We start from the raw sequence: 14,324 nt of genomic DNA, 5'->3' as shown, positions 1-14,324 counted from the left end.
GTCCAGGGCGCCGTCTTCCTCCCCTATTTCCCGGCCCTCGCGGCCACCGCGGCCAGATGGGCGCCGATCGCCTCGATGGGGCGGCGGGCGAGGGCTTCCCGGCGGGCCAGCAGGTCGGGCGAGCCGGCGTCGTAGTCGGCCATGAGCCGCTTGACGAAGGCGCCGGAGCGGACCTCGGCCAGCACCTCGTCCATGGCCACCCTCGAGGCCTCGCCGATGACGCGCGGACCGGTCAGGTAGGCCCCGTATTCGGCGGTGTTGGAGATGCGGCCGAAGGCGCCGGCGATGCCCATCGAGAACATCAGGTCGGTGACCAGCTTGACCTCGTAGAAGCATTCGAACCACGCCACCTCGGGCGGATAGCCGGCCTCGACCAGCTTGCTGAAGGCGGCGTCGATCAGCTCGCCGACGCCGCCGCACAGGACGACCTGCTCGCCGAACAGGTCGCTCTCGCATTCGGCGGCGAAGGTGGTCTCGAGGATACCCTTGCGGCCGCAGCCGAGGGCGGCGGCGTAGGACAGGCCCAGCGCATGGGCGCCGCCGGTGGCGTCCTGATGCACTCCGAACAGGGCGAAGACCCCCTCGCCGGCCACGTAGAGGTCGCGGATGCGTGGACCGATGCCCTTGGGCGAGGCGAGGATGACGTCGAGGTCGCCGCGCGGCTCGACCAGGCCGAAGCGAACCGATAGGCCGTGGGCGAAGATCAGGGCGGCGCCGGGCTGGATGTTCGGGGCCAGTTCGTCGCGCCACAGGTCGCGGTGGGCCTCGTCGGAGACCATGACGGCGACGACGTCGGCCGCGGCGGCGGCCTCACCGGCGGTCAGCACGGGGAAGCCGTCGGCCTCGGCCTTCGTCCGGGTGGCGGACCCGGCCTTCAGCCCGACGACGATGTCGACGACCCCGGAGTCGCGCAGGTTCAGCGCATGGGTGCGGCCCTGGCTGCCGTAGCCGATGACGGCCACGCGCTTGCCGCGGATGATCGACAGATCGCAGTCGCGGTCATGGAAGACGGGGAGCGGCGTCGCTAGATTATCGGTCATGAGCACAGACATAACGCCTTCCGACGTCGTCTCCTTCTGGAAAGAGGCCGGTCCCGAAAAGTGGTTCGCCAAGGAGGACGCCTTCGACGCCCTGTTCAACGATCGTTTCCGGGACGCGCATTTCGCCACGGCGCGGCGCGAGCTGGATCATTGGGCGGAGACGCCGGTGGGGACGCTGGCCCTGCTGATCCTGCTGGACCAGTTCCCCCGCAACTGCTTCCGCGGCACGGCCCACGCCTTCGCGACCGACCCGCTGGCGCGGATGTTCGCGATCCGGGCGCTGGACGCCGGTTTCGACCGGGCGGTGGAGAACGACCTGAGGCGGTTCTTTTACCTGCCGCTGCAGCACGCCGAGGATCGGGCGCTTCAGGACCGGCAGGTGGCGCTGTTCCAGGCCATGGAGCGGCCCGCCGACGATCGCTGGGCCGAGCATCACCACGCCATCATAGAACGCTTCGGGCGGTTTCCGCACCGGAACCGCGCCCTGGGACGGGAGACGACGGCGGAGGAACAGGCGTTTCTGGAGCAGGACGGGTTCCGGGGGTGAGAGTAGACTCCGGGACGGGGGTACCCCCGTCTATTCCGTCTATTCCGTCTACTTCGTCTATCGGCTCGTCGTCGTCGGCGCCGAGGGCCCTGAGCTGGGCGAACTCCTCGCAGGAGGCCTGATGGAGCCGCAGGTGCAGCCGGAACCAGGCCTCGGCCTGGCTGACGCAGCCGTTGACGATGGCCTCGCGCAGATGGATGACGGTCATCTCGGCGAGGTCGAAATAATCCGCCTCGTCGAGGTCGCCGTCGATCTCCAGCGGCCCCGTGGGCAGGGGCGCCGGCTGGTCGATGCGGCGCCAGCCGCCGCTGGCGGCGCGCTTGCGGAAGGCGGCCAGGCCGAGCCCGTAGCGGGCGCAGACGGCGGGGCCGCCGAGGCCGGCGAGATAGTCGCGGCGGGCCAGGTCCCAGATTTCGGGCGGATGAATGCGGTGGCCGGGGCGCGTGGCCTCGTCGGCGGCGGGGTCGTCGGTCATGGGCGTCTCTCCGGTTGAAGAGGCGTAGTTTACGGCGGCCGCTTCCTGCGGCGGGCTCAGGACGCTGGCCCGGAGGTGTTGTCGCGGGAAAACAGTGCGTTGGCTCCAGAAAATAGGATGGCTGGGCGCGGATTTGCAGCGCAGCAATCGGCCGTCTCCTCCCTGTCGCGACGTGATGGGGAGGAGGCAGGAGCGCGCTCCGGGCCACGTATCTGTGAGCAACCGAATCAACGGTCTGCCCAGCGTCGCGAATCAGCGGCATCCTCGCCCGATGAACGCCGCCGTCGCCCTCGCCGATCCGCAGGCCCGCTCCGGAGCGGTCGCGGCCGATCATCCGGAGTGGCAGTACCTCAACCTGCTGCGCGACATTCTCGACAACGGGGCGACGCGAGACGACCGGACGGGGACAGGAACTCGGGGCGTGTTCGGGCGGCAGATGCGGTTCGATCTGGCCAAGGGCTTTCCGGTCCTGACCACCAAGAAGCTGCACCTGCGGTCGATCATCGTCGAGCTGCTGTGGTTCCTGCGCGGCGAGACTAATATCGGCTGGCTGAAGGAAAACGGCGTCAGCATCTGGGACGAATGGGCCAACGCCGAGGGCGAGCTGGGGCCGGTCTACGGCAAGCAGTGGCGCTCGTGGGCGGCGCCGGACGGGCGGGTCATCGACCAGATCGAGAAGCTGATCCACGGGCTGAAGACCAATCCGAACGGGCGCCGGCACATCGTCTCGGCCTGGAACCCGGCCGACGTCGACGACATGGCCCTGCCGCCCTGCCACTGCCTGTTCCAGTTCTTCGTCGCCGACGGCAAGCTGAGCTGCCAGCTGTATCAGCGCAGCGCCGACGTCTTCCTGGGCGTGCCGTTCAATATCGCCTCCTATGCGCTGCTGACCATGATGGTGGCGCAGGTGGTCGGTCTGGAGCCAGGCGAGTTCGTCCACACCTTCGGCGACGCTCACCTGTACCTGAACCACATCGAACAGGCGGAAACGCAGCTGACCCGCGAGCCGCTGCCGCTGCCGGTCATGACGATCACGCCCAGGGACGACCTGTTCGCCTACCGGCTGGAGGACTTCGTCCTGACCGGCTACGAGCCCTGGCCGCACATCAAGGCGCCGGTGGCGATCTGAGGCCATGCACCTGAAGACCCTGCAGGCCGACGTCCTGCGCATCTCCGACATCTACGCCGCCGAGCACGGCATCGAACGGTCGGGCGACTGGGCGCTGCTGAAGGTGCAGGAGGAGCTGGGCGAGTTGGTCGCCGAGCATCTGCGGATGAGCGGGCGCGCGCGGGGCGCGGCGGACGCGGACAAGCTGGGCGACGAGGCGGCGGACGTGCTGGGGATGCTGCTGATCTATTGCGACCGGGCCGGGATCGATCTCGAGGCGGCGATGCAGCGCAAGTGGCTGCACTGGCTGGAGGCGCGGCCGGGCGACTGACCCGATTTCGGGGCGAGGCCGCCGAACTGTAAAGAAACGTAACTTCGTTCTTCGAAGCGTGGCCGTAGCCGCGACTCGTGTGCATCCTCGCTCGTCCGCGCTGAGCGGAACCTTGTGGGGAGGCTATGATGATCAATAAATTTTCGGCCGAGTTCGTCGGCACGATGGTGCTGGTGCTGTTTGGATGCGGGGCCGCCGTGCTGGGCGGGTTCGACCATGTCGGCCAGCTGGGCATCGCACTGGCGTTCGGCTTCGCAATCATCGCCATGGCCTATGGCATCGGGCCGGTCTCGGGATGCCACGTCAATCCGGCGGTCAGCCTGGCGGCCTTCGTGGCCGGACGGATGTCGCTGAAGGATATGGGCCTGTATTGGGTCGCGCAGTTCCTGGGCGCGGTCGCAGGGGCGGCCATCATCGGGCTGATCGCCAAGACCGGCTTCGCCAATCTCGGCGCCAACGGTTTCGACGCCGGTTCGCCGGGCGGCTACGGCCTGCAGGCGGCGCTGATCTTCGAGGTGGTGATGACCGCCATCTTCGTGGTGGTGATCCTCGGCGTCAGCGGGGACCAGAAGCACGGCGCCTTCGCCGGCATGGCGATCGGCATCACCCTGGCGGTGATCCACATCGTCGGCATCCAGGTGACCGGCGTGTCGGTCAATCCGGCGCGCAGCTTCGGTCCGGCCCTGCTGCAGGGCGGGGAGGCGCTGAGCCAGCTCTGGGTGTTCTTCGCGGCCCCGGCCGCGGGGGCCGTGATCGGGGCGCTGCTGTTCCGCTTCAAGGTGCTGGAACCCGTCGCCTGATGGCGTAAGAACGGGCGGCGGCCAGCAGGTCGCCGCCCGCCTGTCGTGAGGTTCGCTTGCCCCTGCCCCATCTCGCCCTCGTCGTCGCCCGGGCCCGCAACGGGGTGATCGGCCGGGCCGGCGGCCTGCCGTGGCGGCTGCGCAGCGATCTGCAGCGGTTCAAGGCGGTGACCCTGGGCAAGCCGTGCATCATGGGGCGGCGGACATGGGAGAGCCTGCCGCTGAAGCCCCTGCCCGGCCGGCTGAATCTCGTGCTGTCGAAGGACGAGTCGTTCACGGCCAGGGGGGCGCTGGTCTGCACCACGCTGGACGAGGCGGTGGAGATCGCGCGCGAGACCGCCGAGGAGGACGGGGTCGACGAGATCTGCGTCATCGGCGGAACGGCGCTGTTCGAGATGGCGCTGCCGAGGGCGAAGCGGCTCTATTTGACCGAGGTCGAGGCGGAACCGGAGGGCGACGCGGAGTTTCCGGCGTTCGACGAAGGGGCGTGGAAAGAGGTAACGTCCGAGGCGTATCCGGCGGGCGAGAAGGACGACCATGATTTCGTCTTCCGCGTGCTGGAGCGGCGCTGAACGGGAGGGTCGCCATGCTGATCGTGACCACCAACGACATTCCCGGCCATCGCATCGTCAGCACCCTCGGCGTGGTGCGCGGCATCACCGTGCGGTCGAGGAACGTCGTCAGCGACATGGTCGGCGGAGTGCAGTCGATGATCGGCGGGCGCGTCGGGGCCTATGTGAAGCTGGCCGAGGCGGCGCGGGCGGAGGCCTACCAGGAACTGGTCGAGCACGCCGGGGCCATGGGCGCGAACGCGGTGCTGGCCATGCGCTACGACGCCAACGAGATCATGCCGGGGATCACCGAGGTGCTGGCCTACGGGACGGCGGTGGTGGTCGAGCCGGAATGAGGCGGCCCGGCCGATCCTGCGCAGCCCGTCCAGCCCCTGGCGGGCGTTCTGGACCGCGTTCGGCGCCATCGCGGCGCCGGCCGGGACCATACTGACGATCAAGACGCTGTTCCTCGGAAGCCTGGCGCACTGGCTCGGCTTTCTTCCCTACCTCCTTGCCTTCGTCCTCGGAGGCGCCGCCCTGTGCGGCGCGATCTGCGCTGTCCCTGTCATCATTCGGGGGTGGGCGTGGCGTCGGATCGCCGAGAGCACGCCCGTCGCCGAACACGACGTGGGTTTGGGCGGCTAGATCCCCAGCACGTCCGCCACCCGCGCCGCCGCCACGGCGAAGCGGCGGGCGATCGCGCCGTCGGGATCGGTGCTGACCAGCGGGCGGCCGGCGTCGCCGGACGCGCGCAGGGCCGCGTCGAGCGGCAGGTCGCCGAGGAAGGGGACGCCGAGACGGCCGGCCTCCGCCTCCGCCCCGCCGCGGCCGAACACGTGGCCGGACATGTTCTCGATGAGGCCGAGGGTGGGCACGCCGACCTTCTGGAACAGGACATGGGCGCGGCGGGCGTCGGCGAGGGCGACCTCCTGCGGGGTCGAGACGATGACGGCGCCGTCGAGCGGCGTCTTCTGGATCAGGGTCAACTGGACGTCGCCGGTGCCCGGCGGCAGGTCGACGATGAGGACGTCGAGGGACCGCTCCTCCGTCCCCCAACGGGTCTGGGTCAGCATCTGGGTCAGGGCCTGCGAGGCCATCGGGCCGCGCCAGACCATGGCGTCGTTCGCCCCGGTCAGCAGGCCGACCGACATGACCCTGAGGCCATGGGCGACATGGGGCTCGATCTGGCCGTCGCGGTATTCGGGCTTGCCGGAGACGCCCAGCATCGTCGGCATCGACGGGCCGTAGACGTCGGCGTCGAGGAGGCCGACGGAGAGCCCGCGCGCCGCGAGGGCGGCGGCGAGGTTGACCGCGACGGTCGACTTGCCGACCCCACCCTTGCCCGAGGCGACGGCGAGGACGCGGCGGACGTGGGCCGGGCGATCGGTGGGTACGGGAGCCTTCGCCCGGGTCTGCTGGACGGCCTGCGGCGACAGGGAGGCGGTGCGGGCCGGCCGGGTCGCGGGGGCGGTCTCGGCGGTGAGGACGACAGAGACGCGGGCCATGCCGGGGATGGCCTTCAGCGCGGCCTCGGCGGCGTCGCGGACCGGCGCGTAGAGGGCGGTCTCACCCGCGGGGACCTCGAGAACGAAGCCGGCGCGGTCGTCTGCGACGGTGAGGCCCTGCGCCAGACCGGCGGCGACCAGCCCCTGCCCGCTCTTCGGGTCGCGGATGGCGTCGAGGGCGGCGATGACGGTAGCGCGGTCGGGCAAGGGACGGTCCTGACGGGTTGCCGGGTCGGAGCCCGCGTTCTATCGCCGAACGCCCCTTCCTGTCTGGACGAAAATCCGATCCCGGCCGAACCTCGGACCCGATTTTCGCCACGCCCCGCGAGCGCCTTTTTTGTCCCAGCCCCTGATCACCCTCATCGCCGGGCCGACCGCCTCGGGCAAGTCGGCGCTGGCGCTGGACATGGCGGCGCGGACCGGGGCGGTGATCGTCAACGCCGACAGCCAGCAGCTGTACGCCGACCTGCGGGTGCTGAGCGCCCGGCCGACAGCGGAGGAGGAGGCGCGGGCGGAGCACCGGCTTTACGGAGTGGCTGACGCGGCGGACGTCTGGTCGGTCGGGCGCTGGAGCCGGGCGGTGGCGCCGATGCTCGCGCAGCTGGAAGCGGCGGGGCGGCCGGCGCTGATCGTCGGAGGAACGGGGCTGTATTTCACATCCCTGACCAAGGGGTTGGCGGATATTCCGGATGTGCCGCTGGAAGTTCGGGCGGCGGCGGAGGCGCTCTACGACCGGCTCGGTGAGGCGGCGTTCCGGGCGCGGCTGGCCACCGTGGACGGGGCGGCGGCGGCGCGCATCGAGGCGGGCGACCGGCAACGGCTGACGCGGGCTTGGGCGGTGGCCGGGCACACCGGACGGGCGCTGAGCGACTGGACCGCGAAGACGACGCCGCTGCTGGCGCCGGGATCGTGGACCGGGCTGGTGGTGGAGCCGGACCGGGCGGCGCTTTACGCCAACTGCGACGCGCGGGTGGCGCGGATGGTTGAGGCCGGGGCGCTGGACGAGGTGCGGGCGCTGGTCGCGCGTGGGCTGGACCCGGCCCTGCCCGCGATGAAGGCGGTCGGCGTACGCGAGTTCGCGGCCGGGCTGGCGGGAGAAATCTCGCTCGAGGCCGCGGTCGAGGCGACCCGGCAGGCGACGCGGAACTACGCCAAGCGCCAGCTGACCTGGTTCCGGAACCAGACGCCGGACTGGCGCAGGGTCGCGCCGCCGATCAACGGAAAGTGACCGCCGTTCGCCGGTTCGGCGCATCCCGCCGTGCCGCCCGGGCGTAGTCAGGCAGGACCAACGGGAGGTCAGGCCATGGCGCGGGTGGTGGACGAGGAGCCTCTGGCGGCCGTCATCGGCGGCACCGGCGGGAACGACACCCTGACCGGGACGCCCGACGCGGACACGGTCGACGGCGGCGCGGGGGCCGACGTGCTGTCGGGCGGCGGCGGGGCCGACATTATCCAGGGCGGTGACGGGAACGACCTCATCTACGGCTTCAGCGAGGCCGACACGGAGCCGGGCGCGGGGCTGATCACGGCGACGCGGATCGTCTCGGGCCTTTCCAATCCGCTGTTCGCCGCCTCGCCGCCGGGCGACCCGGACCGGCTGTTCATCGTCGAGCAGAACACCGGCCGCATCCGCATTCTCGACCTGACCGACAACACCCTGGCGGCCACGCCCTTCCTCGACATTCCACAGGAGCAGTTGTCGACCGGCGGCGAGCGGGGCTTGCTGGGCCTGGCCTTCCATCCCGATTTCGCGACCAACGGCCGGTTCTACGTCAATCTGACCAACGCCGCCGGCGACACCGAGATCTGGGAATACACCCGCACGGGGACCGACTTCACCGATCCGGCGTCGCGTACCCTGGTGCTGAGCTACGACCAGCCCTTCTCCAACCACAACGGCGGCTGGATGGCGTTCGGGCCGGACGGCCTGCTCTACATCGCCTCGGGAGATGGCGGATCGGCGGGCGATCCGAACAACAACGCCCAGAACATCGACAGCCTGCTGGGGAAGGTGCTGCGCATCGATGTCGACCGGGACGACTTCCCGGGCGATCCGGCCCGCAACTACGGCATTCCGCCGGGCAATCCCTTCGTCGGCCAGGCGGGCGCAGACGAGGTCTTCATCCTCGGCCTCCGCAATCCGTGGCGGATGAGCTTCGACGTCAACGGCGACCTGTATATCGCCGACGTCGGCCAGAACGCGCGCGAGGAGCTGAACGTCATCCCCGCCGGAACCGGCGCCGGACGCAACCTGGGCTGGCGCATCTTCGAGGGCGACCTGCCCTTCAACGGGACGGACCCCGGTGGCCTGACCGATCCGGTGCTGAGCTATTCGCACGGCTCGGGGCCGATGCAAGGCCGATCGATCACCGGCGGCTACGTCTATCACGGCCCGGAGGGAGGCGACGGCCTGTATTTCTTCGCCGACTTCGTCAGCGGCAATCTCTGGACGACCCGGATCGTCGACGGCGTGGCGGTCGATTTCGCGCGCCGCAACGGCCAGCTGGCCATCGACGCCGGAACCGTCAACCAGATGGCCTCCTTCGCCCAGGACGGACGCGGGCGGCTGTACGTCATCGGCCTGGACGGGGAAATCCACCGGCTCACCCCGTCAGAGACCGCGGGCGACGTGGCCGATGTGCTGAACGGCGGCGCGGGCGACGACACGATTCACGGCGGGGTCGGCGAGGACCTGATCGGAGGCGACGACGGCGACGACGGCCTGTTCGGCGGGCTCGGCGACGACGTTCTGGTCGGAGCGGCGGGCAATGACGCCCTGAACGGCGCCGGGGGAAACGACGCCGCCGACTATTCCGCCGCGCCCGCAGCGGTGCGGGTGCGGCTGGACCTGGCGCAGGCCAACGACGGCCAGGGCGGGACGGATACGCTGGCCGCCATCGAAACGGTGATCGGGTCGTCCTTCGACGACACGCTGTTCGGCGACGCCGGAGCCAATACCCTGATCGGCGGCGCGGGACGGGATGTTCTGCTGGGCCTCGACGGCGCCGACATCCTGACCGGCGGCGCGGGGGTCGCCAACCAGCTGCAGGGCGGCGCCGGAAACGACCGCTATCGGGTCGAGGCCAACGACACCATCGTCGAGCTGGCGGGCGGCGGCATCGACACGGTCGAGACCGCGACCCGAAGCAGCTTCACCCTGCCGGCGCATGTGGAAGTTCTGATCTACACGGGAACCGGCGGATTCGTGGGCCAAGGCAACAACGTCGCCAACACAATCCGGGGCGGGACAGGACGCGACACGCTGATCGGTCTCGGCGGCAACGATGCGCTGGAGGGCGGGGCGGGCGCCGCCAACACGCTGTACGGCGGACCTGGCGACGACCGCTATGTGCTGCAGGCCCGCGACACCATCATCGAATACGCCGGCGAAGGGACGGACACGGTGCAGACGGCGCTGACCCGGATCACCCTGCCCGCCCACGTCGAGAACCTGACCTTCACCGGCTCGAGCGAGTTCATCGGCGCCGGCAACGGGTTGAACAACATCCTCACCGGCGGGACGGCGCGCGACTCCATGGCGGGGATGGGCGGCGACGACGTGCTGATCGGCGGGTCCGGGGCCGCGAACCAGCTGCAGGGCGGGACCGGCGACGACCGCTATGTCGTCTCGGCCGCCGACACGATCGTGGAACTGGCCGGGGAAGGAACCGACACCGTCGAGACATCGCTCGCAGTCCACACCCTGGCCGCCAATGTCGAGCATCTGACCTTCACCGGCGCGGGAGGCTTCCGCGGCGTCGGCAACGCCTCCGCCAACACCCTCACGGGCGGCGCCGGCGCCGACGTGCTGGCAGGACGCGGCGGCGACGATATCCTGAACGGCGGCGGCGGCTCCGACATCGTCGAACTGCTGGGCCTGATGGCCGACTACCAGATCACCGACCTCGGCGGCGGCAGCTGGCGCGTGATCGACATGACCGCAGGGCGCGACGGTTCAGATGTCCTGAACGGGGTCGAGCAGATCCGCTTCGGCAATGGTCAGGTGCTCGCGCTGGGCGGCCCGGCGCCGGCTCCCGCGCTGATCATCGAGGAGGTGGACTGGACCGCAGGTCCGTGGGAGCGCGACGCGCCATTCTGAGCGGAGTCGCCGAGGACCTTGGAATTTGAGGCCTCTGTCCCTATATTGGTCTTGTCCGGGTTCGCCCGGACTATGGCGATAAACGCGCCTGTAATAAGCGGACCGGACCCGGGTGCGATTCCCGGCGGCTCCACCATTCCCTCCCGTGTATCGGCGGGCGGTGCGGGGCCGACTAGCATCGACGGACGTGTAAAGAGGACTGCTTTCGCCCGTCCTGGCCCACCGTATCGGGCCTTTAACTAACTGCGAACGATAACTTCGCTGGAGAAGTCGCTCTCGCCGCGTAAGCGGTTCGGGTGATTTCGAACACTTAAGTCCCGGGGGTTCAGATCCTCGGGCGGGGCCGCCGGGAGCCTGGCAACAGAATCCCGGCACTTTCCTCCCGCTTTACCTTCTCGCCATCTTCCGCCCGCGTCGCTGCGCGGCTAAACCCTCGACTGCAAAGCCGAGGACCTGATGGCCGACGAGATCCCGCCAGTCGACGAGATGCACTACGAGCAGCTGGCGCAGGACGCCCTGCGCGGCGTCGTCCGCTCGGCGCTGGAGCGCGCGGCCGAGCCCGAGGGCATCCCCGGGGCGCACCATTTCTACATCACCTTCAAGACCCGCGCGGCCGGCGTCAGCGTGCCGCCGGACGTGCTAGCCAAATATCCGGACGAGATGACGGTGGTGCTGCAGCACCAGTACTGGGACCTGAAGGTCGACGCCGACCGGTTCTCGGTGATGCTCAAATTCGGCGGCATGCCGAAGGTGCTGTCGATGCCCTACACGGCCGTGACGCGGTTCTACGACCCGTCGGTGCAGTTCCTGCTGCAGTTCGAGTCCCCGGCCATGGCAGAGGAGGCGCCGACCGAGGAGGCCGAGGCCGAGGTGGACACGCCGCCGCCCCCGGGCGGCGACGACGGTCCCAAGGTCGTCTCGCTGGACCAGTTCCGGAAGAAGTAGGCCCTTTTCCCCGGCGCCGCTTGCGCTAACCTCGGGGCCGACTTGAGCTCGGGAAGGCGCATGTGTCGGGGATTTTCGCTCATCGTGACGGCGGCGCTGCTGGCGGCGGCCGGTCCAGGGTTCGCCCAGACGTGGGGCGGACGCTTCGACGGATGGACCACAGCGGTGATCGCGGGGGACTGGCGCGACAGCGGCGGCCAGCCGATCGAGGCCTTCGACAACGCCCGGCGCGACGTGACGCGGGGTCTGCTGGCGGCGGGCCTGCCGCGCGACAGCCTGGTCGATTTCTCGTTGAGGCCCGACGCGGCCGAGCCGGTCACTGTGGCGGAGGTGCTGGGCGAGGTCGCCGAAACCGCCAGCCGGGCGACGCGCGGCTGCCTGCTGTACTTCACCTCTCACGGTTCCCCCGAAGGCATGGTCTTCGGCCCTGACGCGACGCTGGCGCCGGCCGACATGGCCAATCTGGTGCGCCAGTGGTGCGGGACGCGGCCGACGGTGGTGATCGTCTCCGCCTGCTATTCCGGCGTCTTCGTCAATGCGCTGGCGGCGCCGAACCGGATGGTCCTGACCGCCGCGAGCCGCGAGCGCACGTCATTCGGGTGCGGGGCTGAGGAGACCTATCCGTGGTTCGACGGCTGCGTGATCGAGACCCTGCCGACGGCGACGGATTTCCTCGCCCTCGCGGCGGGGACGCGGGCGTGCGTGGCGCGCAAGGAGCAGGAGGCGGGGGTCGCAGTCCCATCCGAGCCGCAGATGTTCCTCGGGGCGGAGATGCAGTTGCGGGCGCCGACGCTGCGCTTCCAGCGGCCACCGGCATGAGCCTGACCGTGGACAGCGAGGGCTGGTCGCCGGCGGCCTGTCACTGCGGGACGGTGCGCTTCCGGGTGCGGCTGAGCGACGGTTTGGCGAGCGCGCGGCGCTGCGACTGTTCGCTGTGCCGGATGCGCGGCGCCGTGGCGGTGACCGCGGGGCGGGACGGGGTCGAGGTGCTGGAGGGCGCGGAGGCGCTAACGGAGTACCGGTTCAACACCGGCGTGGCGCGGCATTTCTTCTGCTCGAAATGCGGCATCTACACCCACCATCGGCGGCGTTCGAACCCGAACGAGTACGGGGTCAACGCGGCGTGCCTCGAGGGGGTGAGCCCGTTCGACTTCGCCGAGGTGCTGATCAACGACGGGGTGCGCCACCCGAGCGACGGCGGCGGCGGGGTGGTCGGGGTGTTGCGGTACATCCCGCGATCATCCGACTGACACCGTCATCCTCGGGCTTGACCCGAGGATCAGACCGTCCGGTGCTCAGTGCGACAGGAAGCGGTCTCGGCCTCAGGCCCGTCTCGGGCGCACAGCTCGCCCTATCGTCTGATCCTCGGGTCAAGCCCGAGGATGACGGCCGAGATCGGGTTATGGACGGGGAAACACCCGGATCGTGATCCGCTCGCGCTCGCCCTCGTGGCGTTCGACGAGCAGGCGGGCGACCTGGGCGTCGTCGTGGAAGAGGTAGCCCTTGATGGCGTCGAGAAGGGCCTTGGCGAGGTTGTCGAGGTCGATGTGCGGCGGATCGCCGACGTGCTCCATGCGGATCTCGACCACGAAGTCGCCCCAGGACGGCCGCGACGGCCACTGCTTGCGCATGAACTCATAGACAAGCGGCTTGTAGTATTTGGCCTGGGTGGTCAGGCCGTCGATGGTGATCTCGACGGCGTCGCCGGCCTCGCGGAGGCGGACCTTGCCCGTGCCGATCCAGCCCACCGTCAAGGGCGGCACTCGGGCGGGACCTCGCCGATCAGGGTGGCGGTGCGGATCATCACCGGCGGGGTCAGCTGCTCCCCGGCGTCGGCGGGCGACATCTGGATGCGGCGCGCCACGTCGAGTCCCTCGACCACCCGCCCGAAGACGCCGAAGCCCTGGCCGTCGGGGTTGCGGCCGCCGCCGAAGTCGAGCGCCGGCGTGTCGTGGGTGACGATGAAGAAGCTGGAGGTCGCGGTGTCGGGGCCGTCCCGGGCCATGGAGACGGCGCCGGCGACGTGGCTGAGGCCGGTGTCGCGGGTGCGCTCCAGAGGGACCGGCGGGCGCAGGGTGTCATCGGCCCCGCGCGGCGTGGCTGCCTGGATGACGTCGATGGGGTTCGGGTTGTCGTTGGTGGCGCGGACCACCGTCCGGAAGAAGCTGCCGCCCGCGTAGTCGCCGTCGGTGACGTAGCTGAGGAAGTTGCAGACCGTCAGGGGCGCGCGCTCCAGATCCAGTTCCAGAACCATGCGGCCGGCGTCGGTTTCCAGCATCACGCGGGGCTTGTCGGCGCCGTTCGCCGTAGTCGCGCAGGCGGAAAGCACGAGCGCCGCCGCCATCATCATCGTCCGCATCGCCGGCTCCTCCGCCTTGTCCCCTCGCCTGCCCGTGCTACACCGCCGCGCATCCTCCCGCCACGCCTGAAGAGCCTGCCGCGCCATGACGAACCGCATCGAAACCGACACCTTCGGCCCCATCGAGGTCGCCTCGGATCGCTACTGGGGTGCGCAGGCGCAGCGGTCGCTGGGCAATTTCCGGATCGGCGAGGAAAAACAGCCGCTGCCGATCGTTCGTGCGCTGGGCATCGTCAAGCGGGCGGCGGCGGAGACCAATATGGCGCTGGGCAAGCTGGACCCGAAGCTCGGCGAGACCATCGTCGCGGCAGCGAACGAGGTGATCGAGGGCAAGCTCAACGACCATTTCCCGCTGGTGGTCTGGCAGACCGGCTCGGGCACCCAGTCGAACATGAACGCCAACGAAGTGATCTCGAACCGCGCCATCGAGATGCTGGGCGGGGAGATGGGCTCCAAGAAGCCCGTGCACCCCAACGACCACGTCAACATGAGCCAGTCGTCGAACGACACCTATCCGACGGCCATGCATGTCGCCTGCGCCGAGCAGGTGGTGAAGACGCTGCT

At 69.8% G+C, this 14,324-nt stretch carries 17 protein-coding genes and 1 other RNA gene; 13 read left to right on the top strand and 5 right to left on the bottom strand.

All coding sequences use genetic code 11. From position 1 onward, the window contains the following. Positions 1-23 precede the first annotated feature (23 nt). Positions 24-1,040 carry a ketol-acid reductoisomerase gene (gene ilvC, locus VEC04_RS11660; RefSeq protein WP_324777016.1) on the bottom strand — a complete coding sequence of 339 codons (1,017 nt, stop codon included), beginning with the start codon at positions 1,038-1,040 and terminating at the stop codon, positions 24-26. Between ilvC and VEC04_RS11655 the strand changes: the two genes are divergently transcribed. Then, positions 1,039-1,587 carry a DUF924 family protein gene (locus VEC04_RS11655; protein WP_324777014.1) on the top strand — a complete coding sequence of 183 codons (549 nt, stop codon included), beginning with the start codon at positions 1,039-1,041 and terminating at the stop codon, positions 1,585-1,587. The two genes, ilvC and VEC04_RS11655, sit on opposite strands and share 2 nt — an antisense overlap. Here the strand turns inward: VEC04_RS11655 and VEC04_RS11650 are convergent. Then, the gene (locus VEC04_RS11650; protein WP_324777012.1) at positions 1,484-2,062 is read right to left on the bottom strand and encodes a hypothetical protein; all 579 of its coding nucleotides are present in this window, start codon (positions 2,060-2,062) and stop codon (positions 1,484-1,486) included. The genes VEC04_RS11655 and VEC04_RS11650 overlap by 104 nt on opposite strands. Before the next feature lie 271 nt (positions 2,063-2,333). Between VEC04_RS11650 and VEC04_RS11645 the strand changes: the two genes are divergently transcribed. The 5 genes from VEC04_RS11645 to VEC04_RS11625 all read left to right on the top strand — a co-directional run bounded on the left by VEC04_RS11645 (position 2,334) and on the right by VEC04_RS11625 (position 5,208). Continuing rightward, positions 2,334-3,191, top strand: coding sequence for a thymidylate synthase (locus VEC04_RS11645; protein ID WP_324777008.1), 858 nt, complete (start codon positions 2,334-2,336; stop codon positions 3,189-3,191). Between the two features lie 4 nt (positions 3,192-3,195). Next, positions 3,196-3,501 (top strand): phosphoribosyl-ATP pyrophosphohydrolase, encoded by a 306-nt coding sequence (locus tag VEC04_RS11640; protein ID WP_324777006.1) that lies wholly within the window; start codon positions 3,196-3,198, stop codon positions 3,499-3,501. Positions 3,502-3,629: 128 nt separating this feature from the next. Next, positions 3,630-4,301: an aquaporin gene (locus VEC04_RS11635; protein WP_324777004.1), complete on the top strand. Its 672-nt coding sequence runs from the start codon at positions 3,630-3,632 to the stop codon at positions 4,299-4,301. Between the two features lie 56 nt (positions 4,302-4,357). Beyond that, the gene (locus VEC04_RS11630; RefSeq protein ID WP_324777002.1) at positions 4,358-4,873 is read left to right on the top strand and encodes a dihydrofolate reductase; all 516 of its coding nucleotides are present in this window, start codon (positions 4,358-4,360) and stop codon (positions 4,871-4,873) included. 14 nt (positions 4,874-4,887) lie between these two features. Continuing rightward, positions 4,888-5,208, top strand: coding sequence for a YbjQ family protein (locus VEC04_RS11625; protein ID WP_324777000.1), 321 nt, complete (start codon positions 4,888-4,890; stop codon positions 5,206-5,208). A 285-nt stretch (positions 5,209-5,493) separates the two neighbouring features. Here VEC04_RS11625 and VEC04_RS11620 read toward each other — a convergent pair whose 3' ends face one another. Next, positions 5,494-6,564 (bottom strand): Mrp/NBP35 family ATP-binding protein, encoded by a 1,071-nt coding sequence (locus VEC04_RS11620; protein ID WP_324776998.1) that lies wholly within the window; start codon positions 6,562-6,564, stop codon positions 5,494-5,496. Between the two features lie 130 nt (positions 6,565-6,694). On the opposite strand from VEC04_RS11620, the gene miaA reads away from it, so the two are divergent. From miaA to VEC04_RS11590, 6 genes are all read left to right on the top strand, one after another. Beyond that, complete coding sequence (miaA, locus tag VEC04_RS11615; RefSeq protein WP_324776996.1) at positions 6,695-7,585, top strand: tRNA (adenosine(37)-N6)-dimethylallyltransferase MiaA; 891 nt, start codon at positions 6,695-6,697, stop codon at positions 7,583-7,585. A 75-nt stretch (positions 7,586-7,660) separates the two neighbouring features. Next, complete coding sequence (locus tag VEC04_RS11610; RefSeq protein ID WP_324776994.1) at positions 7,661-10,456, top strand: PQQ-dependent sugar dehydrogenase; 2,796 nt, start codon at positions 7,661-7,663, stop codon at positions 10,454-10,456. A 14-nt stretch (positions 10,457-10,470) separates the two neighbouring features. Further along, positions 10,471-10,832: a transfer-messenger RNA gene (gene ssrA, locus VEC04_RS11605) on the top strand. Between the two features lie 80 nt (positions 10,833-10,912). Continuing rightward, positions 10,913-11,401, top strand: a complete 489-nt coding sequence (locus tag VEC04_RS11600; protein ID WP_324776992.1) for an SspB family protein — start codon at positions 10,913-10,915, stop codon at positions 11,399-11,401. A 60-nt stretch (positions 11,402-11,461) separates the two neighbouring features. Then, positions 11,462-12,220 carry a C13 family peptidase gene (locus tag VEC04_RS11595; protein ID WP_324776990.1) on the top strand — a complete coding sequence of 253 codons (759 nt, stop codon included), beginning with the start codon at positions 11,462-11,464 and terminating at the stop codon, positions 12,218-12,220. Continuing rightward, complete coding sequence (locus VEC04_RS11590; RefSeq protein ID WP_324776988.1) at positions 12,217-12,651, top strand: GFA family protein; 435 nt, start codon at positions 12,217-12,219, stop codon at positions 12,649-12,651. Before VEC04_RS11595 ends, VEC04_RS11590 begins: the two co-directional genes overlap by 4 nt. Positions 12,652-12,801: 150 nt before the next feature. On the opposite strand, the gene VEC04_RS11585 is transcribed toward VEC04_RS11590, so the two are convergent. Then, positions 12,802-13,155 carry a RusA family crossover junction endodeoxyribonuclease gene (locus tag VEC04_RS11585; RefSeq protein ID WP_324777078.1) on the bottom strand — a complete coding sequence of 118 codons (354 nt, stop codon included), beginning with the start codon at positions 13,153-13,155 and terminating at the stop codon, positions 12,802-12,804. Beyond that, the gene (locus VEC04_RS11580; RefSeq protein WP_324776986.1) at positions 13,152-13,760 is read right to left on the bottom strand and encodes a peptidylprolyl isomerase; all 609 of its coding nucleotides are present in this window, start codon (positions 13,758-13,760) and stop codon (positions 13,152-13,154) included. Before VEC04_RS11580 ends, VEC04_RS11585 begins: the two co-directional genes overlap by 4 nt. Before the next feature lie 85 nt (positions 13,761-13,845). Here VEC04_RS11580 and VEC04_RS11575 point away from each other — a divergent pair. Continuing rightward, positions 13,846-14,324 (top strand): lyase family protein (locus tag VEC04_RS11575; protein ID WP_324776984.1); only part of this gene is annotated, 479 nt, incomplete at its 3' end.

The organism is Brevundimonas sp., assembly GCF_035626535.1.
GTDB lineage: Bacteria > Pseudomonadota > Alphaproteobacteria > Caulobacterales > Caulobacteraceae > Brevundimonas.
This window is presented reverse-complemented; position numbering and strand designations above follow the sequence as displayed.